Source organism: Rhizobium hidalgonense, from assembly GCF_002914525.1.
Taxonomy (GTDB): domain Bacteria; phylum Pseudomonadota; class Alphaproteobacteria; order Rhizobiales; family Rhizobiaceae; genus Rhizobium; species Rhizobium hidalgonense.
The window spans coordinates 183,392-209,465 of the sequence record NZ_LODW01000059.1 but is presented as its reverse complement, the minus strand read 5'-3'; the positions used below and the strand labels follow the sequence as shown (position 1 = coordinate 209,465).

The 26,074-nt window shown below is 61.7% G+C and carries 21 protein-coding genes; 5 read left to right on the top strand and 16 right to left on the bottom strand.

The genetic code is table 11. The annotated features are described in order from the left end of the window. Positions 1 to 93: 93 nt before the first annotated feature. The 3 genes from ATY29_RS18405 to ATY29_RS18395 are packed head-to-tail and all read right to left on the bottom strand — an operon-like array spanning position 94 to position 2,309. Positions 94 to 987 (bottom strand): NAD(P)-dependent oxidoreductase, encoded by an 894-nt coding sequence (locus ATY29_RS18405; protein WP_003572265.1) that lies wholly within the window; start codon positions 985 to 987, stop codon positions 94 to 96. Beyond that, on the bottom strand, positions 977 to 1,531 hold the full coding sequence (locus tag ATY29_RS18400) for a gluconokinase (RefSeq protein ID WP_003572266.1): 555 nt from the start codon (positions 1,529 to 1,531) through the stop codon (positions 977 to 979). Before ATY29_RS18400 ends, ATY29_RS18405 begins: the two co-directional genes overlap by 11 nt. Before the next feature lie 13 nt (positions 1,532 to 1,544). Continuing rightward, positions 1,545 to 2,309, bottom strand: coding sequence for an SDR family oxidoreductase (locus ATY29_RS18395; protein WP_003572267.1), 765 nt, complete (start codon positions 2,307 to 2,309; stop codon positions 1,545 to 1,547). Positions 2,310 to 2,442: 133 nt separating this feature from the next. Between ATY29_RS18395 and ATY29_RS18390 the strand changes: the two genes are divergently transcribed. Further along, positions 2,443 to 3,384 carry a 2-hydroxyacid dehydrogenase gene (locus ATY29_RS18390; protein WP_097533076.1) on the top strand — a complete coding sequence of 314 codons (942 nt, stop codon included), beginning with the start codon at positions 2,443 to 2,445 and terminating at the stop codon, positions 3,382 to 3,384. A gap of 10 nt (positions 3,385 to 3,394) precedes the next feature. Continuing rightward, entirely contained in the window at positions 3,395 to 4,426 is a 1,032-nt protein-coding gene (locus tag ATY29_RS18385; RefSeq protein WP_097532962.1) for an L-idonate 5-dehydrogenase, read from the top strand. A gap of 12 nt (positions 4,427 to 4,438) precedes the next feature. Here the strand turns inward: ATY29_RS18385 and ATY29_RS18380 are convergent, their stop codons facing one another. Beyond that, positions 4,439 to 5,509 carry a LacI family DNA-binding transcriptional regulator gene (locus ATY29_RS18380; protein ID WP_097532961.1) on the bottom strand — a complete coding sequence of 357 codons (1,071 nt, stop codon included), beginning with the start codon at positions 5,507 to 5,509 and terminating at the stop codon, positions 4,439 to 4,441. A gap of 181 nt (positions 5,510 to 5,690) precedes the next feature. Between ATY29_RS18380 and ATY29_RS18375 the strand changes: the two genes are divergently transcribed. Further along, on the top strand, positions 5,691 to 6,617 hold the full coding sequence (locus ATY29_RS18375; RefSeq protein ID WP_097532960.1) for an SMP-30/gluconolactonase/LRE family protein: 927 nt from the start codon (positions 5,691 to 5,693) through the stop codon (positions 6,615 to 6,617). A 293-nt stretch (positions 6,618 to 6,910) separates the two neighbouring features. Here the strand turns inward: ATY29_RS18375 and ATY29_RS18370 are convergent, their stop codons facing one another. Together ATY29_RS18370 and ATY29_RS18365 are read right to left on the bottom strand one after the other, a co-directional pair. Next, complete coding sequence (locus ATY29_RS18370; RefSeq protein WP_097532959.1) at positions 6,911 to 9,031, bottom strand: vWA domain-containing protein; 2,121 nt, start codon at positions 9,029 to 9,031, stop codon at positions 6,911 to 6,913. Then, positions 9,028 to 9,552, bottom strand: coding sequence for an RNA polymerase sigma factor (locus ATY29_RS18365; protein ID WP_097532958.1), 525 nt, complete (start codon positions 9,550 to 9,552; stop codon positions 9,028 to 9,030). Before ATY29_RS18365 ends, ATY29_RS18370 begins: the two co-directional genes overlap by 4 nt. Positions 9,553 to 9,816: 264 nt before the next feature. On the opposite strand from ATY29_RS18365, the gene ATY29_RS18360 reads away from it, so the two are divergent. Next, positions 9,817 to 10,728 carry an alpha/beta hydrolase gene (locus ATY29_RS18360; protein WP_097532957.1) on the top strand — a complete coding sequence of 304 codons (912 nt, stop codon included), beginning with the start codon at positions 9,817 to 9,819 and terminating at the stop codon, positions 10,726 to 10,728. 3 nt (positions 10,729 to 10,731) lie between these two features. Here ATY29_RS18360 and ATY29_RS18355 read toward each other — a convergent pair whose 3' ends face one another. Together ATY29_RS18355 and ATY29_RS18350 are read right to left on the bottom strand one after the other, a co-directional pair. Beyond that, on the bottom strand, positions 10,732 to 12,735 hold the full coding sequence (locus tag ATY29_RS18355) for a CocE/NonD family hydrolase (protein ID WP_097532956.1): 2,004 nt from the start codon (positions 12,733 to 12,735) through the stop codon (positions 10,732 to 10,734). Positions 12,736 to 12,756: 21 nt separating this feature from the next. Continuing rightward, positions 12,757 to 14,337 carry an ABC transporter substrate-binding protein gene (locus ATY29_RS18350; protein WP_097532955.1) on the bottom strand — a complete coding sequence of 527 codons (1,581 nt, stop codon included), beginning with the start codon at positions 14,335 to 14,337 and terminating at the stop codon, positions 12,757 to 12,759. Positions 14,338 to 14,458: 121 nt separating this feature from the next. Here ATY29_RS18350 and ATY29_RS18345 point away from each other — a divergent pair, with 121 nt between their 5' ends. Then, the gene (locus tag ATY29_RS18345) at positions 14,459 to 15,244 is read left to right on the top strand and encodes a helix-turn-helix domain-containing protein (protein WP_097532954.1); all 786 of its coding nucleotides are present in this window, start codon (positions 14,459 to 14,461) and stop codon (positions 15,242 to 15,244) included. Between the two features lie 59 nt (positions 15,245 to 15,303). Here ATY29_RS18345 and ATY29_RS18340 read toward each other — a convergent pair whose 3' ends face one another. From ATY29_RS18340 to ATY29_RS18305, 8 genes are all read right to left on the bottom strand, one after another. Next, a complete protein-coding gene (locus ATY29_RS18340) occupies positions 15,304 to 16,935 on the bottom strand; it encodes an ABC transporter ATP-binding protein (protein WP_097532953.1) in 1,632 nt (543 codons plus the stop codon). Beyond that, positions 16,928 to 17,755, bottom strand: a complete 828-nt coding sequence (locus ATY29_RS18335) for an ABC transporter permease (protein WP_003572288.1) — start codon at positions 17,753 to 17,755, stop codon at positions 16,928 to 16,930. Before ATY29_RS18335 ends, ATY29_RS18340 begins: the two co-directional genes overlap by 8 nt. Further along, on the bottom strand, positions 17,752 to 18,759 hold the full coding sequence (locus ATY29_RS18330) for an ABC transporter permease (RefSeq protein WP_097532952.1): 1,008 nt from the start codon (positions 18,757 to 18,759) through the stop codon (positions 17,752 to 17,754). The genes ATY29_RS18335 and ATY29_RS18330 overlap by 4 nt, the downstream gene beginning before the upstream one ends. A gap of 97 nt (positions 18,760 to 18,856) precedes the next feature. Then, positions 18,857 to 20,446, bottom strand: a complete 1,590-nt coding sequence (locus ATY29_RS18325; protein ID WP_003572292.1) for an ABC transporter substrate-binding protein — start codon at positions 20,444 to 20,446, stop codon at positions 18,857 to 18,859. A 118-nt stretch (positions 20,447 to 20,564) separates the two neighbouring features. Then, a complete protein-coding gene (locus ATY29_RS18320; RefSeq protein ID WP_097532951.1) occupies positions 20,565 to 21,347 on the bottom strand; it encodes a carnitinyl-CoA dehydratase in 783 nt (260 codons plus the stop codon). A 6-nt stretch (positions 21,348 to 21,353) separates the two neighbouring features. Then, the gene (locus tag ATY29_RS18315; RefSeq protein ID WP_097532950.1) at positions 21,354 to 23,408 is read right to left on the bottom strand and encodes an acetate--CoA ligase family protein; all 2,055 of its coding nucleotides are present in this window, start codon (positions 23,406 to 23,408) and stop codon (positions 21,354 to 21,356) included. Between the two features lie 4 nt (positions 23,409 to 23,412). Next, complete coding sequence (locus ATY29_RS18310; protein ID WP_097532949.1) at positions 23,413 to 24,573, bottom strand: acyl-CoA dehydrogenase family protein; 1,161 nt, start codon at positions 24,571 to 24,573, stop codon at positions 23,413 to 23,415. A gap of 10 nt (positions 24,574 to 24,583) precedes the next feature. Further along, positions 24,584 to 26,071 (bottom strand): carnitine 3-dehydrogenase, encoded by a 1,488-nt coding sequence (locus tag ATY29_RS18305; protein WP_097532948.1) that lies wholly within the window; start codon positions 26,069 to 26,071, stop codon positions 24,584 to 24,586. Positions 26,072 to 26,074 lie beyond the last annotated feature (3 nt).

Here is a 26,074-nt window from a genome sequence, read left to right as displayed (position 1 = left end):
AAGCTGCAGTTGTTATCCTGAATGTATGTTATCGATAACATTCGTGAATGGTCAAGCAGAAAGATAGTGATCTCGCATTCCCGCAAGAGATTTTCAGCCGGCCTGAAATCCGTCGAGAAGACGCATCATCTCCGCCGAGTCTTTCGGGCCGAGGCCGGCTGCGCAAAGCAGGCGATGAATTTCGACCACTGCGCCCGTCATCGGCAGCGGCGTTTTCGTCTTCAATGCGAAGGCCTGAAGCGAATCCAGGTCCTTCAGCATGTTGTCGATCCTGCCTGTCGGCGAGAAGTCCCGGGCGGCAAATTTTTCCATGAATTCCTGCATTATCCGGCTGTCCGCCCTGCCGCCGGCAAGGGCGGCCGGGATGGCGGCCGGATCGACACCACCGGCTTCCGCGAGTTTGACGGCTTCCGCAACCGACTGGAACAGCACAGCGCAGAACAGCTGATTGATCAGCTTGGTGGTCTGCCCGGCGCCGGAGGCACCCATCAGCGTATAATTGGCGGCAAGATGCCGCATCACCACCCGCGCCCGCTCGAAATCCTCGGGGCTGCCACCGGCCATGATCGTCAGTTTGCCGGAAAGCGCGCCGGGCACGCCGCCCGAAAGCGGGCAATCCACCCATGCCATGCCCGTTTCCGCACGCAGCCGCTTCGCCATGTCGGCGGTCTCTGCCGGGTCGATCGAGGACATATCGATCAGCAACTTGCCGGCATTTGCCGCCGCCGCAACACCCTTCTCGCCGAAGACGACTGCGCGCACGATATTTGCGTGATTGAGGCTGAGCACGCAGAATTCCGCGGCTGAGACGGCATCCGCCACGGAGCTCGCCGTCTTGGCGCCCTTGGCTGCCAATGCGGCGACCTTTTCGGCATCGAGATCGAAGACCGATACTGTGTGGCCGGTTTCAATCAGTCGGGTGACGATCGCCGTTCCCATAATGCCGGCTCCGATAACGGCGACATTTGCCCTAGAATCATCCTGCATGAAACCCTCCCTTGATGGCCACGCCTCTCAGCTCCTCACAAGCCAGCGCCACCATATCATCCAAAACACCATCGATCGCGACCGTCACAACACCAGGCTCACCGGTCGGCGGTTCCAGCGTCTGCAGCTGGCTGTCGAGCAGCGACGCCGGCATGAAATGGCCTTGGCGAGCCTGCATCCGCGACAGCAGGAGCTCGCGCGATCCGTCGAGGAAAACAAAAGCCAGGCGCCCGCCTGCCGCGTGTCTCAGCCTGTCCCGGTAGCTTCTCTTGAGCGCCGAGCACGAAATCACCACGCCTTGCGACTGGTTTTGCGCAGCCTTTATTTCCGCGCCGATCCTGTCGAGCCACGGCAGGCGGTCGTCATCGGTCAGCGGTATGCCCTTAGCCATTTTTTCGACATTGCGAGCGGGGTGGAGCTGGTCGCCCTCCAAAAACGTCAGGCCGTTTTGAGCGGCGATACGCTCACCAACCGAGGATTTGCCGCAGCCGCTGACGCCCATGACGACGACGGCCAGAGGCGGTGTCTTTTGCTCGAAGCCCATCGTCGCGTCTCTATCAGAGGCAGGTCGTGATGCCGCCGTCGACATAAAGCGTATGCCCGTTGATGAAGGACGAGCCGCGACCCGCCAGGAAAACGGCAGCTCCCACCAGTTCCTCGACATTGCCCCAGCGGCCGGCCGGCGTCCGCTTCTCGAGCCAGGACGAGAATTCGGGATTGTCGACGAGCGCCTGGTTGAGCGGCGTCTTGAAGTAGCCGGGCGCGATCGCGTTGATCTGCAGGCCGTGTTTGGCCCAGTCGGCGCACATGCCGCGCGTCAGATTGCGCACTGCGCCCTTGGTCGCCGTGTAGGGGGCGATGCCGGGACGGGCGAGCTCACTCTGTACCGAGGCGATGTTGATGATCTTGCCCTGACCGCGAGCGATCATGGCTTTAGCGGCCGCCTGTCCGACGTAAAACACGCTCGAAATATTGGTGGTCAGCAGCAGTTCCCATTTGTCCGCCGGAAAATCTTCCAGCGGCGTGCGAAACTGCATGCCGGCATTGTTGATCAGGATGTCGAGCGGCCCGATATCGGCTTCGATCGCGTCGATGCCCTGTTTGGCGGCGTCCTTGCTAGTGACGTCGAAGATGGCCGCATGCGCAGACAGGCCTTGAGCCTTGAGGCTCTCGACTGCGCGTTTGACGCTTTCGGGGGTGCGGCCGTTGATGATGACCTCGGCGCCGTGCTGCGCCAGGCCCTCGGCCAGGGCATAACCGATCCCCTGGCTCGAGCCGGTGATCAGGGCAAGCCGCCCGCTAAGATCAAACAGGTTCTTCATACAAATCACTCCTCCGGTGTCGCTGCGAATGAGGGCTTATACCGCTACTCGCGGTGAAACTCACTTGACATCGCTTTTCCGAATTATATGTTATCGATAACATAATCAATTGTCAAAATGCGGGATGGAAGCGGTGCCTGAGGTAGAGATCTTGATGACCGGAGCCTATCCGGAATGGGACATGGTCGATCTGGAGGCGAAGTATCGCGTTCACCGCCTGTGGGAAGCGGCAGACCGGCAGGAACTGATCGCAAGGGTCGGCAAGGATATTCGCGCCATCGCGACGCGCGGCGAACTCGGCGCCTCCGCCGACCTGATGACACAATTACCGAGACTGGAAATCGTTTCCTGTTACGGCGTCGGCACCGATGCCATCGACCTCTCCTATGCCCGCGCCAACGGCATTCGCGTCACCAATACCCCTGACGTGCTGACCGAAGATGTCGCCGACATCGCCATCGGACTGCTGCTTGCGACGGCCCGGCAGATTCCTCAGGCCGACGTTTTCGTCCGCAATGGCCAGTGGGGCAATATCGCCATGCCGCTGGTGACCCGCGTCTCCGGCAAGAAGGTCGGGCTTGCCGGCATGGGGCGGATCGGCAAGGCGATCGCCAAGCGGGCTGCCGCTTTCGGCTGCGATGTCTCCTATTTCGCCCGCAATGAGCATAGGGATGTTGCCTATGCCTACCAGCCGGACCTGATCGCGTTGGCCGACTGGGCCGATTTCCTGATCGTCATCGTCCCCGGCGGGCAGGCGACCATGAAGATCATCAACGCCGATGTGCTCAAAGCGCTCGGCCCCAACGGCATGCTGATCAATGTTTCGCGCGGGACGACCGTTGACGAAGAGGCGCTGATCTCAGCTCTTCAGGACGGCACCATCCAGGCCGCCGGCCTCGACGTGTTCCTGAACGAGCCGAAGATCGATGCGCGTTTCCTGGCGCTCCAAAACGTGGTGTTGCAGCCCCATCATGGCTCCGGTACCGTCGAAACCCGCAAGGCCATGGGCCAGCTGGTCAGAGACAATCTCGCCGCGCATTTTGCCGGTCGCGCGCTTCCGACTCCGGTCGTATGAGGATCCCAATATGAAAGCCATCGTCATTCATGCCGCCAAGGATCTCAGGATCGAAGAGCGCGAGCCGGAGGTTGCGGGAGCTGGGCAGGTGGAGGTTGCCATCGAAGCCGGCGGCATTTGCGGCTCCGACCTGCATTATTACAATCATGGCGGCTTCGGCACCGTTCGCCTGCGCGAACCGATGATCCTCGGCCATGAAATTGCCGGCACCGTCAAGGCGCTGGGTGCCGGTGTGAGCGACCTTGCTGTCGGAGACCGCGTTGCGGTTTCTCCGAGCCGGCCGTGCAATCATTGCCAATATTGCCTGAAAGGACAGCAGAACCATTGCCTCAACATGCGGTTTTACGGCAGCGCCATGCCGATGCCGCATATTCAGGGCGGCTTTCGCCAGCGGCTGGTGGCTGAGCGCTGGCAGTGCCACAAGGTCGCCGACGGCATCTCCATTCACGAGGCCGCCTTCGCCGAACCCTTTGCCGTGACGCTGCATGCGGCTAGCCGCGCCGGATCGCTGCTGGGCAAGCGGGTGCTGGTCACCGGCTGCGGTCCGATCGGCATGCTGGCGATCGTTGCCGCCCGCGTTCTCGGCGCCCGCGAGATCGTCGCGACCGATGTGACCGACAGCGTTCTGGCAATCGCCCGCACCAGCGGCGCGGATCGAACGATCAACGTTGCCACCCATGCCGCCGACCTTGCCGATTACGGCGCCGACAAGGGATATTTCGACGTTATGTTCGAAGCGTCGGGCAATGAGCGCGCCGTGCGCGCCGGTCTCGAGGTACTGAAGCCCCGGGCCGTTCTCGTCCAGCTCGGCCTTGGCGGCGATGTATCGATCCCGCAGAACATGATCGTCGCCAGGGAAATCGAGATGCGCGGAACATTCCGCTTTCACGAGGAATTCGCCCTTGCCGTCGAACTGATCAACGCGCGTCGCGTCGATCTGAAACCGCTGCTGACGGGCGTCTTCGGGATCGACGAGGCCGTCGCCGCCTTCGAGCTGGCCAGCGACCGCAACAAGTCGATGAAGGTGCAGATCGCCTTCTGATATCGTCGCCAGCTATGAGGCGCCGCGGTCGGTACTTTCGCGCAGAACGACCCTATAGCCCGTCAATGTGATCTCGTCGCCGGTCGCCTCGCCGCTGCCTTGCAGGGCATCGAGCAGGCGGGCGGCAGCCTGACGGCCGATGCCGTAACAGTCGACATTGATGGTGGTGATGCTGGGATGACAGATCGACGAGATCTCGTAATCGCCGAAGCCGGCAATGGCGATGTCACCTGGCACGCTCATTCCCCTGCGCTTGCATTCCATGATCGCGCCGAAGGCCGAAAGGTCGGAGACACAGAGAACCACTTCCGTGTCCGGCCAGCGCTCCAGCAGGCTGACAATCGCCTGGCCGCCCTGTTCCATGGTGATTGGCGGCACGCCGAAGGAAATCGCCCGGCCTGGTCCCAAGCCTAGTTCTTCGACGGTTTTCAGGAAACCGCTTCGCCGCTGGCTGCCGCGTGTATCGCGCGCCGTCGTTCCGCCGATATAGCCGAACCTCCGATAGCCCTGGCTGGCGAGGGTGCGCACCAGCAGGGACATGGCCTCGCCATTGGAAAAGCCGACGACATGATTGATCGGCTCCTCCGGAATTTCCCAGGTTTCAACCACCGGAATGCCGGCCTTATCAAGCATGCGGCGCGCGCGCGCGGTGTGCGAACCGCCTGTCAGGATGATGCCTTCGGGGCGTCGGCGCAGCATCGCCTCGATCAGTTTTTCTTCTTTTTCGGCGGAATAGTCGGTATAGCCGAGAAGTAGCTGAAGGCCGGTATCCTCCAGCGCATCGGTAATGCCGCGCGCGGTGTCGGAGAAATTCGAATTGTTGATGGAGGGTACCAACGCCGCGATGAAGCCGCTGCGCCGTGAGGAAAGACTGCCGGCCGAAAGGTCGAGCACGTAGCCCAGCGCGTCGACAGCTTCCATGATGCGCTTGCGGGTCTCTTCGGAAACACTCGCATCCTGCCGAAAGGCGCGCGAAACCGTCATGGCCGATACGCCGACATATTTGGCGACCTCAGCCATCGTCAGCTTCTGGACGTCTCCTCCCTTGAGACGCTTGTCTTTTGGCTCATCCTCGTTTTTCACTGGCCCCCGCTTTCAAAACAGCTTCCAAGTTGGGCAACTCAGGATACGATAAAGTTATCGCTATCATCGTACAATCGATATTATTGCAGAAACGCGGCCTTCCACAGTCCGTCGGCGTCTATACGAAGACTGCAAAACAAGGCAGAATGGTATCGATAACAATTTTAGATGAGGAAGCAACATGTTCGGGGAAATCGAGGGTACGGGCTTTGAGGTTCTCGACCCGCGCTTTGAAAACTGCTTCGTCGGCCATGCCCGCGTCGAGCGGCTTTGGACAGGCGGCCGCTGGCTGGAGGGACCGGCCTGGTTCGCCGCCGGGCGTTATCTGGTCTTCTCGGATATACCCAACAATCGCATGATGCGCTACGACGATACCAGCGGGCAGACGTCGGTGTTCCGCTCGCCCAGCAACAACTCGAACGGCAACACGGTCGACAATCAGGGAAGGCTTGTTACCTGCGAGCATCTGGCGCGTCGGGTCACGCGGACGGATTTCGATGGAGGGATTACCGTGCTGGCGGATCGCATTGCCGGCAAACGGCTCAATTCTCCGAACGACGTTACCGTCAAATCCGACGGGACGGTCTGGTTCACCGATCCGAGCTACGGCATCCTCCACGATTATGAGGGCGATTACGGCGAAGAGGAAATCGGCGGATGCCATGTCTACCGGCATGATCCGGCCACAGGTACGACCGACCGGGTGGCGTCCGATTTCGTCAAGCCGAACGGGCTGGCTTTCTCCCCCGACGAAAGGGTGCTCTACATCGCCGATACCGGCGGGACGCACATGGCGGACGGTCCGCGTCATATTCGAAAACTCGGCGTATCGGAGAGTGGAAAGCTGACCGATCTCGGCATTTTCGCCGAATGCACTTCAGGCTTTTTCGACGGCTTTCGCGTCGACCGCAAGGGCAGGATCTGGACGAGCGCCGCCGACGGCGTGCATGCTTACGATCCGGATGGCACCCTGCTCGGCAAGATCCATATTCCCGAGATCGTCTCCAATGTTGCTTTCGGCGGCGAGAAACGGAACCGCCTCTTCATCACCGCAACAACCTCTCTTTACGCCGTCTATCTTACGGCTAACGGATCGAGACCGGGATAGAGCGCTGGCGTTCCGGTCTCGGTTGAGGAGTTGTGTGTGGTGGTCGACCTGCGAAGAATCTACCGATGGGCTTGCGAAGTCCGCTCCTTTTTCTCTCTTCGCTATTCTGCACCTAGCAATAAATCAGTCCACGATCTGTATTAATGGATGTCTGTTTCATCCTGTGGACTGATTTGGCCATATCCATCAGTCGTCAGACTGAACGCGAAGCTGAAAATTCTAGCTCTGATCTTCAAAGCCAGACGCGGAGACCGCCTTTCCCAGGCGGTCCCTGATTTGCGGTGCATCGCTCCTCATTGGTGACTGAGGCTGTCCGCCAGCCTGACGAGCCCGAGGAAATCCGATCTGTAGCCGAAGGGATCCGGTCCCCGCGATGCCGCAGCGAGATCGGCAATCGCCTGATAGGAATAGGCATCGACGGCGGCGACACGGCCCAGTTTCTGGCCGAAGGCGGCGACGGCTACGGAGAAGCGGACATCCCCAGGCGCGGCGTCGATGCTGGCGACTGCGTTGTCGTCACCGACAGGCGTGGTGATCAGTGCGCTCTTGTCCTCGCCCGGCCGCTTGTAGCGCATCTTGACGAAGGCAAGTTCGCCCTGACGTGCGTTGTCCGAAGTCGCTGCCGGAGCCTTCTCGGCTGCGCCATATCGCAGGTCGTCATTCATCACCGCGGGGCTTCCCTTCGGGGTAATCTCGTAGATGGCCGTGACGCTGTGGCCGGAGCCGATATCGCCGGCGTCGACCCGGTCATTGTTGAAATCCTCCCGCTTCAGGGCGCGCGTCTCGTAGCCGATCAGCCGGTATTCGGCGATCCGTTCCGGGTTGAACTCGACCTGGAACTTGACGTCCTTGGCGATCGGAAACAGCGTCGATCCGGCTTCTTCCACCAGTGTCTTCTGCGCCTCGGCCAGAGTGTCGATATAGGCGGCGCTGCCATTGCCGTTCTGCGCCAGTGTCTGCATCAGGGAATCGTTGAGATTGCCGCGTCCGAAACCGAGAACGGTCAAGAAGATGCCGTCCTTGCGTTTCTCCTCGATGATGCGCTTCAAGTCCTCGTCGCTCGACGGGCCGACATTGAAGTCGCCGTCCGTCGCCAGCATCACCCGGTTGACGCCGTCCTTGACGAAGGCCTGCTTGGCAAGACCATAGGCAGCCTCGATCCCCTCGGCGCCGCCGGTCGAGCCTCCAGCTTCCAGCCTTTCGATTGCCGAGAGGATCTTCGACTTCTCCGCCACGCGCGTCGGTTCCAGCACCGTACCGGCATTGCCGGCATAAGTGACGATCGAGACGGTGTCGTCCGCCTTCAGCCTGTTGACCAGGAGACGGAAGGCGCTCTTCAGCAGCGGCAGCTTGTCCGGCTCGTCCATCGAACCCGAGACGTCGATCAGGAACACCAGATTGGCATGCGGCGCGGTCGCCGGCGCGATGTCGTAGCCCTTGATCGCCACATGCATCAGTTCCGTGTCGTGATTCCACGGCGTCGGCATCACTGTCACGGTTGCCTTGAAAGGCTGATCGGCCTTGTCGGGACGCGGCCAGTCGTAGGGAAAATAATTGATCATCTCCTCGACGCGAACCGATTGCGGATCGGGCATCGCCCCACCCGTCAGCGAGCGGCGGACGAAGGAATAGGACGCGCTGTCGACATCGGCGGAGAAGGTCGAGACCGGATCGGTCGCCACGCTCTTGATCGGATTTGCCGCGGCATTGGCAAACCGCTCGCGGTTTGGATCGAGCTGGATCTGGGCACGTCCCTCCGCTGGCGGAACAGGTGAGGGAGCGACGGCCATCGGTTCGGCCAATAGCTGCCCTTGAGCCACGATGCCGGGAGTGGCGGGGGCAGCGCGTTTGGCCAACCCCAGGGTCGCGGCGGAATCCTCCGACTTGTTCTTAAGAGCAGCGATCTCCCCGGTATCGGATTCGGAGGGCGGCGCCGCATCAGGCTTTTCAGATTGCGGCTCCTCGTCCCGCAAGGCTTGCGCGCCGCCAGCGGCCGACAATTTTGCCAGCCTCTTCTCTTCGGCGGTCGCCTCGGGAAGCTGAGGTGCGGCCGCCGCCGGCTGATCGCCCGGTTTCGGCATGTTGTTTTGCACGAGGTTGCCGGCGATCTTGGTCTGGTCGACGACCGGCGATCCGTTGCGGGTCAGCTCGATCGTGAGGTAACCGGCGGCGGGAATGACGAGCAGCGTCGCGAGGGCTGAACCGGCGAGGAATTTCTTGTTCATGGCAGGGCTCCATATCCAGCTGATGATGGAGCTTGGACGCCAGCCTTTCGCATTTCCTTGGGCTGCCGCCGCATTAGTTTCCGCACTGTCGAAGGCCTGCATCGCCGCGGCAAGGGCGCGCGCGCGCGCTTCCGGATCGGCGGCCGGGGCTATGAGACGGGAGAGCTTTTCGAGTTCCTTGTCCATCATACCTCTTCCTTGCCGAGCGTGGTCTTCAGCCTCTTGCGCGCCTCGTGCACCTGCCAGGACACGGTTGCCTCTGAGCAGCCCATGACATCGGCGGCAGCCGAATGGCTGAGGCCTTCGCCATAGACGAGCAGCACCGCGTCGCATTGCCGTTCCGGCAAGGCACGCACGGCCGCCCATAATTCGCTCGATAGCTCGTCATCATTTCTGCCCGGCGCGTCCGGCTGCGGTTCGGCGGCATAAGCGCGGAATGTCTGTTCTTCCCGCGCAATCTTGCGCCGATGGTCGCGGGCGGCGTTGAGCGTCAGCGTATAGAGCCACGTCCTGAAGCGGCTGGCGCCGCGAAAACCGCTGATCGCCGCGCCGAGCTTGACGCAAACCTCCTGGGCGATGTCGTCGGCGTCGGTTGAACTGCCCGACCATCGCCACGCCGTCGCGTGGACGAAATCATAATGGCGCGAGACCAGTTGCCCAAAGGCCTCCCGGTCGCCCCCCTGCGCTCGTTCTATGAGCTCCGCATCCAATGCGCACCTACCCCCAAGCTATCAGCCAAGATGCTATTTCGGGATTGAGACGTTTCTCCAATAGCTTTCCTTGGGTCGACGACGAAAAAATTATCGGATTTTTTTGAAAAAGCGGCAAAGCCCGGAAATAGAGGATCAAAATAAGCAAGCATCGCGACATCCTTGGGTCGCGGCCAGACAGATTGCCTCCAGGGCAAAGGCGCATGATGGGGTCAGAGTCGGCCAGGGACATGATCTGTGTGTCCCAACTCGAAAGGACCCTGCATGTCCGCTCCATCGCCTGCGCCCACCGAAAAGGGCATTCTGCAGTTTCTCGACATCTGCGACAGTTTCTATCCGCCAGATGCCGTCCAGGCATCGGTCGAGCAGCAGCGGCATTGGTACGACGCGCTTTGCGCGCGCTTCGACCGCGCACTGCCCCCTGATATGATCTTTGCGGACGGCATGCTCCAGCGCATCCCGATCCGGCGCTATCGTCCGCGGAAAATCAGCACGCGCACCATCCTGCTCTACCTTCACGGCGGCGGCTTCGTCGTCGGCTCGCTCAAGAGCCATCATGCCATCTGCGCCGAGATCGCCGATTTTTCCGGCGCGGAACTGGTTTCCGTCGATTACCGGCTGGCCCCTGAATATCGCTGGCCGGCACAGACGGATGACGGTTTCGCCGTCCTCAAACATCTTCTTGCCGCCAACAATAAGGTCGTGCTGATCGGCGACAGCGCCGGCGGCAACCTTGCGGCCGGCCTTGCCTTGCGGGCGCGCGATGAAGGACTGACCGGAATTGTCGGACAGGTCCTGATCTACCCCGCGCTCGGCGGCGACCTCGATGCCGGTTCCTATGTCGAAATGGCAGCGGCGCCCGGCCTGACGACGGCCGATGTCGCCTATTACCGCGATATCCTGCAGGCGCCTGATGGAAACGAAATCGCCGAGCCGTTAAAGGCATCTTCGCTTGCCGGACTGCCGCCGGCCTTCATCACTGTGGCGCATTTCGATCCGCTCCGGGACGACGGTCGGCACTATGCCGCCCGGCTCACCGCGGAAGGCGTCGAAGTCTGGTTCCGGGAGGAGCCGCAAATGGTGCATGCATGGCTGCGCGCCCGCCACATCAGCGATGGCGCGCAAGACGGCTTCCGCGCCGTTTGCGAGGCCGTCAGGCATTTTGCAACGCCTTGATGATTACATCAGGTCGCGCGCGATCCGCTTTTCCGCAAAGACCTTTTCGAAGATCTGCACGTCATCTTCAAAAGCGGTGACGATGGCAGCGATGATCCACTCGGTGCCGGTGCATGCAATCCGCGCGGTCGCGACCGTGCGGGCGGACCAGCCGGGTCGGCGCATATCGCAGGTCCAGGTCGACGTTCCCGTCATCGACAGCGGATCATCCGGTGCAATTGACCAGACTTCCTCGCGCAATTGCCGGGTCGACAGGCCGGTCTCAGGGTGTTCGGTGAGCCCGGTATCCTCATGGATATGATAGTCCGTCCGGTTGGCCGAGAGATCGCGGATGACCTGCCGCTTCGTCGCCGCGGCCACGTGTTCGATATATTTTGGCAGGGGATCGGGATTGGCCGGCTCGCTGATTTCGATCCGGCGATGGTCGCCGATCACCGGCAGCGCCAGGCCGAGTGACGCAATATCGACTTCGATGCCTTCATCCTCCGGCGGCGGCAGGATCATCGGCCAATAGGCGGTGGAAAGCGAAAGACGGATGCGATGGTCCTTGCGGAAGCGGTAACCGCAGGCGTCGAGCACCAGCCGGACCGACACCGTCTCGCCCGGCACCAGCGGTTTCGGATCGGCATTGCCGTCGCGATGGGTGAGATTGATGACGCCGAAGGCGACGCGCGTTGCCGTGCCGTCCGGATGGACGTCGACGAGCCGGGCGCAGAGATTGCCGCCCGCCGCGTGGGCGCGCAGCCTAAGCGTCAGCACGGGCCGGCCGAGATAGTCGCAATCGCCGGCGAGCGGCATCGTATCGAAGACCAGCGAGCCGGCATCGTCCGAGCGCTGATCGATCGCCATTTCGGCGTCGGGCTTCAGCGTGAAATATTCGCCTGCTGCCGTGCCGGTATCGAGCGGCGAATGAAGATAGACGGGATGTTCGGGCGCATGCGGGATCGGCATACCCTCCGTCAGCCGGCCGAATTGCTCGACATAGAAGCATTGCATGTGCGGCGGCGACCAGACATCCTTGGCAATCCAGAAGCCCGTATCGCTATCGCGGCGCGCGGCAGGGCGGATCGCATCGAGAATATAGGCGCGGGTCTGGGCAAGCCGGTCGATCCCATTTTCCTCGCCGCGCAACCATTTATTCCACCAGGCAATTGCCTCGCCGTGGAAATCCGTGCGCGGCTTCGGCCAGGCGAAATGCGGATATTTGTGGACCCAGGGACCGATCAGCGCCTTTGCTTTTTTACCCAGGCCTTCGACCGCCATCAGTGGCGTATTGCGGTAGCCGTCCGCCCACCCGGCGATGACGAGCGCCGGGATCTGCACCTTCGAAAAATCCTCTGAGATCGAGCCATGACGCCAGAAATCGTCACGACGCTGGTGGCTCAGCCATTCCTCCAGGAAGAAGGGCTCACCGGCCAGGCGTTCCAGCCACATCTCCTTCCAGCGTTCACCGATAAGGGCAGGATCCGGCGGGCGCGACTGGTAACCGAGCATGGTCGCCGCCCAGGACAGCTGGGCGGAGAGATGGCAGCCGTTCTTGTAGTGAATGTCGTCGTTGTAGCGGTCGACGGTCGATGCGATCGAGATGACGGCCTTCAGCGCCGGCGGACGCAGTGCTGCCACCTGCAGGCTGTTGAACCCGCCCCAGGAGATGCCCATCATGCCGACCGCGCCGTTCGACCACGGCTGCGCGGCAATCCAGGCGATCAGCTCGCAGGCATCGGCAAGCTCACGCTCGGTATATTCGCCATCGATGACGCCGTCGGATTCTCCCGATCCGCGGATATCGACGCGCACGCCGGCAATCCCGGCTGCAGCGAAGACGGGGTAGGTGGATTCATCACGCGGGCTTGTCCCGTCGCGCTTACGATAGGGCAGGAACTCGAAGACCGCCGGCACCGGATCCTTCTCCGTGCCGGCGGGCATCCAGATGCGTGCGGCGAGCCGCGTGCCGTCCTTCAAGGTGATCCACTGGTTTTCGATGGTCGTGAAGCTGCGGTCTGACATGGTCATATATCCAGAAGAGTTTTAGGCATTAAGCCACACACGGCTGCCGATGTAGCCGTTGGACATATCGTTGCCGATATCGTCGACATATCCCTTCAGCGTTTTCGAAGAGGCCATGATATAGTCGTTGAAGACGGGCAAGATCAGACCGCCATCGTCTCGCACCATCAGCGCCAATTGCCGATAAAGCACTTTTCGCTTGGCCTCATCAAGTTCAGACCTTGCTTGCAGAACGATTTTGTCGAAGTCCGCGCGCTTGAAACGCGTGTCGTTCCATTCTGCGGTCGACAGGTAGGAGGTGGAATAGCGCGAATCCTGGGTCGGACGACCGCCCCAGAACGAGGCGCAGAAGGGCTGCTTGTTCCAGACATTGGTCCAGTAGCCGTCTTCCGGTTCGCGCTTGACGTCGATCGTGATGCCGGCCTTGCGCGCGCTTTGCTGGAACAGGATCGCCGCATCCACGGCGCCCGGAAAGGCCGCGTCTGACGTGAGCAGCTGAATGGAGCGGTCGAGACCCGATTTTTTGAAGTGGAAGGCGGCCTTGTCCGGATCATAAGGGCGCTGCTCGATATCGGTCGGGGCGAGGGCGTAGTTGGAATTGACCGGATAGTCGTTGCCGATCGTTCCGTAGCCGCCCAGAACCTTGTCGAGGATCGCCTGACGATCGATGGCATATTTCAGCGCAAGCCGAAGATCGGCGTTCTGAAAGGGAGCGGTGTCGCAATGCATCAGGAAACAATAGAAGCCCTTGCCGGCATTCCGGAGGATGTCGACGGTCGGTGCTCGCTGCAGCATCGGGACGGTCTTGGGGTCGACGTTGTTGACGAAATGGACCTGGCCGGAGGCAAGTGCGGCAATGCGGGCGGTGTTGTCGTTGATCACTAGGATTTCGACGCTGTCGACAAAGCCGCGGTCGGAGCGCCAATCCTTCGGGTTTTTCTCGAAGGCTGCGCGAACGCCCGGTTCGAAGCTTTTCAAAATGTAAGGACCTGTACCGATGGCCGCCGCAGGATTGTCGACGCCGCCCTTCGCCTGGATGATCAGGTGGTAGTCGGTCAAAAGCAAAGGCAGGTCCGCATTGCCTTCCGAAAGCGTCAGGATCAGGTCGCCCGCTTTTTCTTCGATACCGGTGATCGAGGCCATGAGCCCCAGAGCACCCGACTGCGAATTCTTGTCCGCATGTCGCTTCAGTGTCGCGACGATGTCCGCGACGGTCATCTTGCTGCCGTCGTGAAACTGCACGTCGTTCCTGATCTTGAAAGTCCAGACGGATGCGTCCGCTGATGGCGTCCAGGAAGTCGCCAGCGACGGCAAGGGCGCACCGGTCTTGGGGTCGGATTCGACAAGTGTGTCGCCCCAGAGACGGCCAATGACGAACAACACGGAAGCGCTATAGGTCGCAGGGTCGAGCGCATCACTGGTGGCGCCGCCCTTGAGGCCGAGTTTCAGATGACCACCGCGTTTCGCTTCCTGCGCGTGGGCATCGCGCGGCACCAGCAGGCCGGAGGTGAGAGCAGGCAAAGCGCCCAGCGCGACGGCACCGCCCAGGAAGTGACGGCGGCCGATACTCAGAGGCGAAGATTGATCCTTTTCACGTGTCATTGCAGTTCCCTTTTCAATTTTATTAGAAGGGAACGTAGAGGTCAGGCTGCTCCACGCAATTTCGCGACTTGACGCATCTTTAAGCGAGTTTACGCTACTAACATTTAAGACGGAGCCGTCGATGCGTCACCTGGTCGAGAACCTCAAGATTGCCTGCGCCACGCAGCGTTCCATTTCGCATCTGTGCCGCGCGATCGATATCAATCGGCAGCAATTCAATCGATATATCAACGGCCAGACGAGCCCGTCTGCCCATAATCTCGCGCGCACAGCCAAGTATTTCGATCTCGACGCAGCCGACTTTGGTCTCGCTCCCAGGCTCTTTCGCGAGCGGCTTCGCAAACCGACTCTGGGCCTCAATCAAAGTTCCGAACTGTTAAAGGCGTTCCCAGGAGATCTGACCGCGCTCAGGCGCCATATCGGCTATTTCCAAACCTATCATCGTTCACCGTCCTGGCCAGGAATGGTTGTCTGTTCTTGCAGTCGCATTTTGGAGAAGGGTGGGCTTGCGCATGTCAAATCAATGGAGCGTCTGCGGGACCCCGGAAACGGCATCCAGCAGTTTTCGAAATATGTCGGCCTTGCTGCCTTCTATCGAAACCGGATTTTCATTACGGAGCGGGTGGTCGGCTCGAATCCGATACTGTCACAGACGATCCTCCTGCCATTCGACGAGTACCAGCGCGTCTATCTGCGCGGGACGACAATGGGAGTTTCCTGGCGAAGGGAAAATCTCCCCTATGCGTCGCGGATGATCTGGCGGCATGTCGGCGCCGAGCCCGACCTGCGCGAGCTTCTGTCGCGCTGCGGACCACTCACGCTGTCTTCACGCCAGCTGCCACCGACGGTGCGCTCGTTCCTCGCAGATCCATCCGCGGAAGTGTATGCGGTGCCGGCAGAGTATTGAAGACACCGATTTGCGACCAAGCCATCAGATGCGGATGACTGCCGGAAGATTTGGAGCCTTCAATTTCCAGCGCTTGCCATCTTCCGCGTCGTCAGTACCCGCTCCAGCCAGCCGATCTCCATCTCGGGCACGGATTTCAGCAGCAGGTCGGTGTAATCGTCGAAGGGCGGCGACAGCGCTTGGGATTTGGGACCGAAGCGGACGAGCTTGCCGCGATGCATCACCGCGACGCTGTCGGCGATAGCGCGCACGATAGCGATGTCATGGGTGATGAAGACGTAAGAGAGCTGTTCCTCTTCCTGCAGCTTCAGCAGCAGTTTCAGAATGCCTTCGGCAACCAGCGGATCGAGCGCCGAGGTCGGCTCGTCGCAGAGGATCAGTTCCGGCTTGGCGGCAAGCGCTCTGGCGATTGCCACGCGTTGCTTCTGCCCGCCGGACAGTTCGGCCGGATAACGATCGATGAAGCCGTTGCCCATTTCGATCTGGTCGAGCAATTCCTTCACGCGGACGGTCTTCTCGGCGCCTCTCAGGCCATAATAGAAGGTCAGCGGCCGGCCGACGATGTCGCGCACCGTCTGGCGCGGGTTCATCGCCGTATCGGCCATCTGGTAAATCAACTGGATCCGCCTGAGGTCGTCGTTCGGCCGGCTCTTCAGACCAGGCATAAGCGGCTTGCCGTCAAAGACGATCCGCCCGCTGGTCGGCGGCAGGAGGCCGGTAATGACGCGCGCCAGGGTCGACTTTCCCGAACCGGATTCGCCGACGACGGCGAGCGTCTGCCCCCTCGGCACATGCAGCGAGACATCGTGGAGCACCTTGAAGCCGTTGGAATATTCGGCGCTGACCTTCTCCACTTTGAGAAGGGCTGCGGACTGATCGGCGGCTTCTTCGCGATAAGCCTGTCTGACATTGACGAGGGCACGGGTATAATCTTCCCGCGGCGCCTCTATGATCTGCTTGACGCTGCCATATTCCACCTGCTTGCCATAGCGCAGAACCATGATGTCGTCCGAGATCTGGGCGACGACGGCCAAGTCATGGGTGATGTAGAGGGCGGCAGTGTGGGTTTCCTCGATGGCATGCTTGATCGCCGCCAGCACGTCGATCTGCGTGGTGACATCGAGTGCGGTGGTCGGCTCGTCGAAAACGATGAGTTCGGGATTGGAGCAGAGCGCCATCGCCGTCATCGCCCGCTGCAGTTGGCCGCCGGAAACCTGATGGGGAAAGCGCTCGCCGAAGGTTTCGGGATTGGGCAAGCCGAGAACTCCGAACAGATAAAGCGCCCGTTTGCGCGCCTCGTCCTTGGTCATCAGGCCATGTTTGATGGACGCCTCGATCACCTGATCGCCGAGCCTGTGAGCCGGATTGAAGGCGGCGGCGGCCGATTGCGCGACGTAGCAGACCCGGGCCCCACGAATTTTCCGGATGCCATTCTTGCCCAGCGCGAGGATATCGGCGCCGTCGAGCCGCACTTCGCCGCCGGTGATTTCGGCGCCACCCCGGCCATAGGCAAGCGCCGAGAGACCGATCGTCGACTTGCCGGCGCCCGATTCGCCGATCAGGCCGAGAACCTTGCCCTTTTCTAGATCGAAGGAAACCCCGTCGACGATCGTCACCCGCTTGGGCGCTTCGCCCGGCGGGTAACTGGTTGCTTCGATTTTCAGGTTGCGGACGGAAAGAAGCTCAGGCATCGCCGCGCCCTCCCTTGAGGCTGGATGTGCGTTTCAGGAGCCAGTCAACGACGAGGTTGACGCAGACGGCGAGGGTCGCAATTGCCGTGCCCGGCACCAGTGCCGCCGAGATGCCGAAGATGATGCCATCCTTGTTGTCCTTGACCATGCCGCCCCAATCGGCCGCCGGCGGCTGAATGCCGAGGCCGAGGAAGGACAGTGTCGAGAGGAACAAGATCGAGAAGGCGAAGCGCAGCCCAAATTCGGCAAGCAGCGGCGACAGCGTATTCGGCAGGATCTCGCGGAAGATGATCCAGATCTTGCCTTCGCCGCGCAGCTTCGCCGCCTCGACGAACTCCATCACCGCGACATCGAGCGCCACGGCGCGGCCGAGACGGTAGACGCGGGTGGAATCGAGGATCGCCATGACAAGGATCAGGACAATCAGATTTTGCGGCAGGACCGCAAGCACCACCAGCGCGAAGATCAGCGTCGGGATCGACATCATCAGATCGTTGAAGCGCGAAAACACCGTGTCGATGATGCCGCGCGAGACGGCGGCGGTAAAACTCAGGACGATGCCGAGCGAGAAGGAGATGATGGTCGCGGCGGATGCGACCAGCAGCGTCGTGCGCGCGCCGTAGATCAGCCGCGAAAGGATGTCGCGGCCAAGATTGTCGAGACCGAAGATATATTGATTATCCGGCAGCTGCCAGACATCGCCGACAACCTGCGTTTCGCCATAGGGAGCGATCCAGGGGGCGAAGATCGCGAAGATGAAGGCGATGGCGATGCCTGTCATGCCGATCCAGGCGGTGATGGGGATATCTCTCAATCTCATCGCGGATGCCTCAGCCGGGGATTGGCGATAATCGCGAGGATATCGGCCGTCATGTTGAGGAAGATATAGACTGCCGCGAAGATCAAGCCGCAGGCCTGCACCACCGGCATATCGCGGACGGTCACCGCATCGACCATGTATTGCCCCATGCCGGGATAGACGAAGACGACTTCGACAACGACGACGCCGACCACGAGATAGGCGAGGTTCAAGGCGACGACATTGATGATCGGCGCAAGCGCATTGGGAGCGGCGTGTTTGACGATTGCGCGGAAGGCACTGAGGCCCTTCAGCTCCGCGGTCTCCATATAGGCAGACGACATCACCGAGAGGATCGCGGCCCGCGTCATGCGCATCATATGCGCGAGCACGACGAGCACGAGGGTCGCCGTCGGCAGGGCGATCGCCTTCAATCGCTCGCCGAAGCCCATGCTGTCATAGACGGTTGCCGGGAAGGTTGCCATGCCGAACTTTACCGCGAAGAACAGGATCAGCAGGTAGCCGATGAAGAATTCCGGCAGGGAGATCGCCGCAAGCGAGATCACGTTGATGATCTTATCCGGCATGCGGTTGCGGAAATGCACCGACAGCATGCCGAGGCCGACAGCGAGCGGCACCGATATCACCGCCGCGAAACCTGCCAGGAAGAGCGAATTTCCAAGGCGCTTGCCGATCTGTTCGCTGACCGAATTCTTGCTGGCCCAGGAGGTGCCGAAGTCGCCTTGAACCGCGTTGCCGAGCCATTCGACGTAGCGGGTCGTGACCGGACGGTTCAGCCCGAGATCCTGACGGATATTGGCGACGGCCTGCGGCGTTGCCGACTGGCCGAGATAGGTGGTGGCAAAATCGCCGGGCAGGGCTTCCAGGCCGCCGAAAATCAGGAGCGAAACGGCAAAGAGCAGGATCATGCTGAGCACGAAACGCTCGAGGATGAGGGCCAGCAGCGGAAAACGCTGCCTGAACCGGAGGCCGGGCAAGGTGTTGCTCGGGACAGGATTGGTCATGGCGAGGACCTCGCGCTAAAACGTCGGGAGGGACCGCGGGTTTCATCCCACGGTCCCGGTTTCGTTGGAGATCGGAGGGGCAGCCGCCCCTTTGCCATCAGGCGTCCAGCCAGACGCGCGTTGCGACGTAGCCATTCGACATGTCGTTGCCGATGTCGTGGACATAACCCTTCACCTGCTTGGTGGAGGCGTTCACGAAATCGTTGAACATCGGCAGGATCACGCCGCCCTCGTCGCGCACCATCATCGCCATGGTGCGGTACATGTCCTTGCGCTTGGCTTCGTCGAGTTCGGAACGGGCCTGCAGCAGCAATTTGTCGAAGTCAGGACGCTTGAACTTGGTGTCGTTCCAGTCCGCCGTCGAGAGATAGGCGGTGGAATACATCTGGTCCTGCGTCGGCCGGCCGCCCCAGTAGGAGGTCGAGAAGGGCTGGACGTTCCAGACGTTGGTCCAGTAGCCGTCACCCGGCTCGCGCTTGACCTCGATCTCGATGCCGGCCTTCTTGCAGCTCTCCTGATAGAGGACCGCTGCATCGACACCGCCGGGGAAGGCGACTTCGGAGGTGCGCAGAAGAACCGAGCCGCTGTGACCCGACTTCTTGTAGTGGAAGGCGGCCTTGTCGGGATCGTAAACGCGCTGCTCGATGCCCTCCGGGAAGAGCGCATAGGTGCTGTTGATCGGGAAGTCGTTGCCGACCTTGCCGTAGCCGCCGAGGATCTTCTGCACCATGGTCTCCCGGTCCATGGCGTATTTGAGGGCCAGGCGCAGGTCGTTATTGTCGAACGGCGCCTTGTCGCAGTGCATGATGAAGACGTAGTGACCGCGGCCGGAGGTCGAGAGGATCTCGACATTGGGTGCGCGTTTCAAGAGGTTGACGGTCTTCGGATCGACGCGGTTGATGTAGTGCACCTGGCCGGACGAAAGCGCGGCGATGCGGGCCGTCGCATCGTTCATGCCGATGATCTCGATCGAATCGACATAGCCCCGGTCGGTGCGCCAGTCGTCCTTGTTCTTTTCGAACGTGGCGCGGACGCCGGGCTCGAAGCTCGTCAGCTTGTACGGACCGGTGCCTATCGAGGCCAGCGGATCGTCGACGCCGCCGTTCGGCTGGATGACCAGATGGTAGTCGGAAAGCAGCAACGGCATGTCGGCATTACCTTCGCTGAGCGTCAGCACGAGATTGCCGCCGTCGGCCTTGATTTCCTTGATCGAGCCAAGAACACCAAGCGCACCGGATTCCGACTTGGCATCGGTGTGGCGCTTCAGCGTCGCGACCACGTCGTCGATCGTCATTTCCTTGCCATCGTGGAACTTGACCCCCTTGCGGATCTTGAAAGTCCAGGTGACGGCGTCCTTCGACGGCTCCCAGGATTCAGCAAGCGATGGCACGGCGGCACCCGTCAGCGGATCGGACTCGACCAGCATGTCACCCCAGCAGCGGCCAATGCAGAACATGACTTGCGATAGGAATTTTGCCGGGTCCTTGGAATCCGTGGCCGCACCGCCTTCGAGGCCGAGCTTCAGGTGGCCGCCGCGCTTCGGTTCGGCGGCTTCGGCGCTTTCGGTGAAGAGTTTGTCGGCGACGGCAAGTGTGATGCCCGCCGCCATGGCGCGTCCCATGAATTCGCGGCGGCTGAGACCGCCGGCGGTGACGCGGCTTGTCAGATATTTCGTATAGTCGTTCATTCCCCAGTTCCTTCTTTATGGTGCGTTGACAGAACTTCCGGGCAGATCCGCAGGCGGTTTCCTCTCCACCTTGGGTGCCCGCATCATGCGGGAAAATGCTGCGGTTGCCGCCGCCTCCCTATTCTCCTTTCCAAACGGGGCTTCGCTTCTCCGCGAAAGCCCGTGCGCCTTCCAATTGGTCTTCGCTCGAATAGAGCCTGTCGACTGTTGCAAACTGCCGCTTGGTGATCTTGTTCATGGCAGTCTGGAACGTCGAACCCTCCGCTTCGCGGACGATTTCCTTGATGGCCGCATAGACAAGCGGCGGCCCGCTTGCGAGCAGCCGGGCAAGCTCCCAGGCTCTCTCCATCAGCCGGTCGGCCGGCAGGATCTCGTTGACGAAACCCCAGCGATGCGCCTCGTGAACGTCGAGCCAGCGCCCGGTCAGAAGCATGTCCATGGCGATGTGATAGGGAATGCGCTTCGGCAGCTTGATCGAAGCCGCATCGGCAACCGTGCCCGAGCGGATTTCCGGCAGGGCGAAGGTCGCATGCTCGGCGGCGAGGATCAGGTCGGTCGACAGCGCGATCTCCAATCCGCCGCCGCAACAGATGCCGTTGACCGCACAGATGACCGGCTTGTTGAGGTCGCGCAGTTCCTGCAGGCCGCCGAAGCCGCCGACACCGTAATCGCCGTCGACCGCATCGCCTGATGCAGCCGCCTTCAGATCCCATCCCGCACAGAAGAACTTTTCGCCGGCGCCCGACACGATAGCCACACGCAAGGTCGGGTCGTCGCGAAAATCCCGGAAGATCAATCCCAGGGCGCGGCTGGTCGCCAGGTCGATGGCATTCGCCTTCGGCCGGTCGATGACGACTTCGAGCAAGCCGCCGTCCTGTCGTGTGCGAATGTAGTCGCTCAACCTATGCTACCTCCTCCGCCGTATCAGGGCATCGACAGCAATAACGCCGTGTCCTTCGGGAAGAACCATCAATGGATTAATGTCCAGTTCCTCCAGCCGCGCGGCGTTCGTTACGACATAATCTGCCGCGGCTGCGATAGCGGCGACCGCGGCGTCGAGATCGCCTTTCGGGCGCCCTCGATAGCCATAGATCAATTTTGCCACTTTGAGGCGTGAAATCGCCGCATGAATCTCGGTTTTCGTCGCCGGAAGCGGCAGGATGACGGAATCTTCAAGCAATTCAACGAAAATCCCGCCAGCGCCCAAGGTCAGCGACAATCCGAAGACGGAGTCGCGGATGGCGCCGACAATGAGTTCGGCGACCGGCGGATCGATCATCTTCTCGACGAGATAACCGCCATTCGGGGGCATCGCCAAGGCCGCGTTTGAGACCGCCCCACTATCCCTCAGGTTGAGCGCGACGGCGCCGGCCTCGGTCTTGTGCGCAATGCCAAGCCCCTTCAGCACGACGGGGAAACCGAGCCGCTCGGCCTGCTCGGCGGCTTCACGGGGAGAAAAAGCCTGCAGCCCCCAGGGAACAGGGAGGCCGCAGGCAGCAAGTTCCGTCTTCGCATCGGCTTCCGTCAGCGTCTCGATTTCACCGTCCAAGAACGGCCCGTCGAGCAGCGGCAGGGGTGCCGGGCAATCCCAGACCTTGCCAATACCGGCAGCGACTTCCGCCGCAATGATGGCTTCGTCGATGCCGGAGAAGGCGACGATGCCATTGGCTATCAGCCGGTCGGCGATCGGCTCCGGCATATTCTCGGGAAGGGTTGCGAGAAGGCCGGCCAGCGCACCGGTGGCGGAGGCCGCGGCGATGACCGCGTCTGCCGTCGTCGCCCATTCCGACGCATCGCAGCGATCACCCCGGGGGAAATCGAGGACGACGAGATTAAGGGCACAACCGCCTTCGAACATGGCGCTGAAGGCTTCGGTCTGGCGTTCGAAATCACCCCAGACAAAGGTGTGGTAGTCGAGCGGATTGGAGAGCGCCACCATCTCGCCGAGGGCTCGCCGAAGACGCGGCAATTGCCGTGGCTCAAGCGCAGGGAATTCGACATCGCGGCCGACGGCGGCATCCGCCATCAGCGAAGCCTCGCCGCCGGAACAGCTCATCGACGAGATCGAATGGCTTGGGAGAGGGCCGGCGACATGCAGCAGCTTCAGCGTTTCCAGCAATGCCGGTAGGCTTTGGACACGGCCGATGCCGAGGCGGGCAAGCACCGCGTCGGCCACCGCATCGCTGCCCGCAAGCGAGGCGGTGTGCGACACCGCCGCATGTCTTGCCTTCTCGGACCTGCCGACCTTCAGCACGACGACCGGCTTTTTAGACCGGCGGGCAATGGCGGCAAGGCGTTCGAGGCCGGCGAGATCTCCGAAACCTTCGACATGAAGGCCGACCGCCGTGACGCGTGGATCGTCGATCAATGCGCAGGCGACATCGGCAAGAGATGTCTGCGCCTGATTGCCTGCCGTGACCACATAGGCGATCGGCAGCCCGCGTGTCTGCATGGTCAGGTTGATGGCGATATTGGAAGACTGCGTGAGGATGGCGACGCCACATTCGATGCGTTTCATGCCGTGTTGGTCGGGCCAGAGCAGCGCGCCGTCGAGACCATTGATCAGCCCGTAGCAGTTCGGCCCGAGGATCGGCATGTCTCCCGCCGCCTCCAGAAGGGCCCGTTGCAGATCTGCGCCATCGCCGAGTTCCGCCGTCGCCTCGCTGAAGCCCGATGCATAACAGACCGCTCCGCCGGCGCCGGCCACAGAAAGGCTGCGCACGATGTCGACGGTGAGCGTCCTGTTGACACCGACGAAAGCGGCGTCCGGAGCCGAAGGCAGATCGGATACCGAGCGATAACACCGCCGTCCGAGCACCTCGTCGAGCTTGGGATGGACGGGCCAGATATCGCCGGAAAAGCCCATGCGGTCGCACTGCTCGATCACCCTGCGCGCCTCGCGCCCGCCGAAGACGGCGATCGTTTGCGGTCTGAGCAGGCGGTCAAGCGGGCGAGAGGTCATCGGCTCATGCTCCCAAGGGCCGGAGCAGATCGCGGCTGATGATGTGCCGCTGAATCTCGGAGGTGCCGTCCCAGATGCGCTCGACACGGGCGTCGCGCCAGAAGCGGGCAAGCGGCAGGTCGTCCATGAGACCCATGCCACCAAAGATCTGGATCGCCTCGTCGGTAACGCGGGCGAGCATTTCGGAGGCGTAGAGCTTGGCGGAGGCGATCTGCCGGTCCGCGGGACGGCCGGCATCGACCTGCCAGGCGGCAGCAAGCGTCAGCCAGTCGGCCGCGTCGATCTCGGTGATCATGTCGGCGAGCTTGAACGACACGCCCTGATTGGCGCCGATCGGCCTGCCGAACTGCTTGCGTTCGGCGGCATAGGGCAGGGCCATCTCGAAGACGCGCCGCGCCCGGCCGACACAGGTGGCGGCAACCGTCAGCCGGGTGCCGTAAAGCCATTGATTGGCGATATCGAAGCCGCGATGCACCTCGCCCAGCACCTGGGCTTGCGGAATGCGGCAATCTTCGAAGCTGAGCGTTGAGTTGTGGTAGCCGCGATGCGAAACGGACTCGTAGCCTTTGAGGATTTGAAAGCCGGGCGTGCCGCGATCGACGAGAAAGGCGGTGATCTTCTTCTTGATGCCTTTCGGCGTTTCCTCCTCGCCCGTCGCGGCAAATACGGTGACGAAATCGGCGACGTCGGCATGCGAGATGAAATGCTTCGTGCCGTTCAGCACGAAGTCGCCGCCGTCGCGGCGAGCAGCGCATTTCATACCGCGCATATCGGAACCGGCATCCGGCTCGGTGATGGCGAGCGCATCGATTTTCTCGCCGCGCACCGCCGGCAGCAGATAACGTTCGCGCTGCTCGCCCTCGCAGGCCATCAGGATGCCGGAGGGCCGGCCGAAGAAAACCGTCAGCCCGAGGGACCCGCGTCCGAGCTCCCGCTCGACCAGCGTGAAGGTGACATGATCGAGGCCGGCCCCGCCGAGTTCCTCCGGAAAATTGCAGGCATAGAAGCCGAGCTCGATGCATTTGCGCTGGATCTCGCGCCCGAGTTCCGGCGGAACCATGCCGGTGCGCTCGACCTCGTTCTCATGCGGATAGATTTCGGTTTCGACGAAGGCGCGAACCGTATCGACGATCATTTCCTGTTCCTGGCTGAGCCCGAAATCCATGTCGCTCCTCCTACCGCCTCTGGCCGACGGAACGGCCGGCACCTTCCGGCAGCGCCAAATCCGAATGAGCCACGACGATCGCCTTGATTTTATCGAGCACAGCGGCCGGCGCCGGCACGGACTTGCCCGCCTTGCTGTCGACATGCAGCAGCATCTGTTCAGCAGTTGCGATCACCGCGCCCGTCGCCGTGTCTTGCAGTGTATGGAAGAGATGCAGCCGTTTCTCGTCAGCGGCGAGGACCTGGCAGGTGGAATGGATCGCCTGCCCGAGTTTGGCTTCGCCGAGATGGCGGATATGGCTTTCCACCGTATAATAGCTCTGCCCCGCCTCGACATAGGCGAGATCGACGCCGATCAGGCGAAGCAACGCATCGGAGGTATCGCCGAACACCTGCAGATAGCGGTGTTCGGTCATATGGCCGTTGTAATCCACCCAGGCGGGGCTGACCTTGGTTTCGACCAGCCTCAGCGGCTTCGACGGGTCGAGTGAGGCGGTCGCGCCGCCGTCTGCCCAAAGTGATTGCTCGAAATCCTTCAACAGCTTGCCGGCGCCCCAGCCTTTGCCGCCATCGCCGCCCTTCAGCGCCTGCAGGATGCCGACGAGGTTTTCGTCGCGAATGCGTTCGAGCTCGCGGATCGACAGGCCGGCCGCCTGTTCGTCGGATTGCCGGCCGATCTTTTCGATCAGCGCATCGTCGAGATCGACGACATCGGTGAGCTTGGTCCAGGGCCAGGCGAGGCAGGGACCGAACTGGGCGAGGAAGTGGCGCATGCCGGCCTCGCCGCCGGCGATGCGATAGGTCTGGAACAAGCCCATTTGCGCCCAGCGAAGGCCGAAGGAATAACGGATGACGTCGTCGAGCGTCTCGACGGTGCAAATATCATCATGGATGAGCCAGAGGGCCTCGCGCCAGAGCGCTTCGAGCAGCCGGTCGCCGACGAAGGCCTCGATCTCCTTGGCGATGTGGACGCCCTTCATGCCGATCGGCGGCAGTCTCTCCATCGCCGACTGGATGGTCGCAGCCGAGGTTTTTGCACCGCCGACGATTTCGACGAGCGGCAGCAGGTAGACGGGATTATAGGGATGGGCGACGAAGAGCCGTTCGGGGTGTCTCATGTCGCGCTGCAGATCGGTCGGCAACAGGCCCGATGTGGACGAGCCGATCAGCGCGTCCGGACGCGCCGCGGCGTCGATCTCGGTCAGCACGCCGCGCTTGAGGTCGAGCCTTTCCGGCACGCTTTCCTGGATCCAGTCGGCATCGGCAACGGCTTCCTGCAATGTCGCGCAGAAACGGAGCCTGCCCTGCGGCGGCAGCGGTGCGCCGGTCAGCATGGCATAGGCTTTTTCGGCATTGGCGATCACTTCGCCGACGATGCGGCCGGCTTCCGGATGCGGATCGAACACATCGACGTCGATGCCGGCCAGCAGAAAGCGGGCGATCCATCCGCCGCCGATGACGCCGCCACCGATACAGGCCGCCTTGCTGATCTTGGTCATGAT

Excerpts from the sequence above, each read along its gene's own strand:
- ATY29_RS18335 (WP_003572288.1), bottom strand. The coding sequence starts at position 17,755 with ATGAGATTGAGAGATATCCCCATCACCGCCTGGATCGGCATGACAGGC.
- ATY29_RS18375 (WP_097532960.1), top strand. The coding sequence starts at position 5,691 with ATGTTCGGGGAAATCGAGGGTACGGGCTTTGAGGTTCTCGACCCGCGC.
- ATY29_RS18345 (WP_097532954.1), top strand. The coding sequence starts at position 14,459 with ATGCGTCACCTGGTCGAGAACCTCAAGATTGCCTGCGCCACGCAGCGT.
- ATY29_RS18315 (WP_097532950.1), bottom strand. The coding sequence starts at position 23,408 with ATGACCTCTCGCCCGCTTGACCGCCTGCTCAGACCGCAAACGATCGCC.
- ATY29_RS18310 (WP_097532949.1), bottom strand. The coding sequence starts at position 24,573 with ATGGATTTCGGGCTCAGCCAGGAACAGGAAATGATCGTCGATACGGTT.
- ATY29_RS18340 (WP_097532953.1), bottom strand. The coding sequence starts at position 16,935 with ATGCCTGAGCTTCTTTCCGTCCGCAACCTGAAAATCGAAGCAACCAGT.
- ATY29_RS18395 (WP_003572267.1), bottom strand. The coding sequence starts at position 2,309 with ATGAAGAACCTGTTTGATCTTAGCGGGCGGCTTGCCCTGATCACCGGC.
- ATY29_RS18355 (WP_097532956.1), bottom strand. The coding sequence starts at position 12,735 with ATGTCAGACCGCAGCTTCACGACCATCGAAAACCAGTGGATCACCTTG.
- ATY29_RS18330 (WP_097532952.1), bottom strand. The coding sequence starts at position 18,759 with ATGACCAATCCTGTCCCGAGCAACACCTTGCCCGGCCTCCGGTTCAGG.
- ATY29_RS18400 (WP_003572266.1), bottom strand. The coding sequence starts at position 1,531 with ATGGGCTTCGAGCAAAAGACACCGCCTCTGGCCGTCGTCGTCATGGGC.
- ATY29_RS18325 (WP_003572292.1), bottom strand. The coding sequence starts at position 20,446 with ATGAACGACTATACGAAATATCTGACAAGCCGCGTCACCGCCGGCGGT.
- ATY29_RS18350 (WP_097532955.1), bottom strand. The coding sequence starts at position 14,337 with ATGACACGTGAAAAGGATCAATCTTCGCCTCTGAGTATCGGCCGCCGT.
- ATY29_RS18360 (WP_097532957.1), top strand. The coding sequence starts at position 9,817 with ATGTCCGCTCCATCGCCTGCGCCCACCGAAAAGGGCATTCTGCAGTTT.
- ATY29_RS18405 (WP_003572265.1), bottom strand. The coding sequence starts at position 987 with ATGCAGGATGATTCTAGGGCAAATGTCGCCGTTATCGGAGCCGGCATT.
- ATY29_RS18305 (WP_097532948.1), bottom strand. The coding sequence starts at position 26,071 with ATGACCAAGATCAGCAAGGCGGCCTGTATCGGTGGCGGCGTCATCGGC.
- ATY29_RS18385 (WP_097532962.1), top strand. The coding sequence starts at position 3,395 with ATGAAAGCCATCGTCATTCATGCCGCCAAGGATCTCAGGATCGAAGAG.
- ATY29_RS18370 (WP_097532959.1), bottom strand. The coding sequence starts at position 9,031 with ATGATGGACAAGGAACTCGAAAAGCTCTCCCGTCTCATAGCCCCGGCC.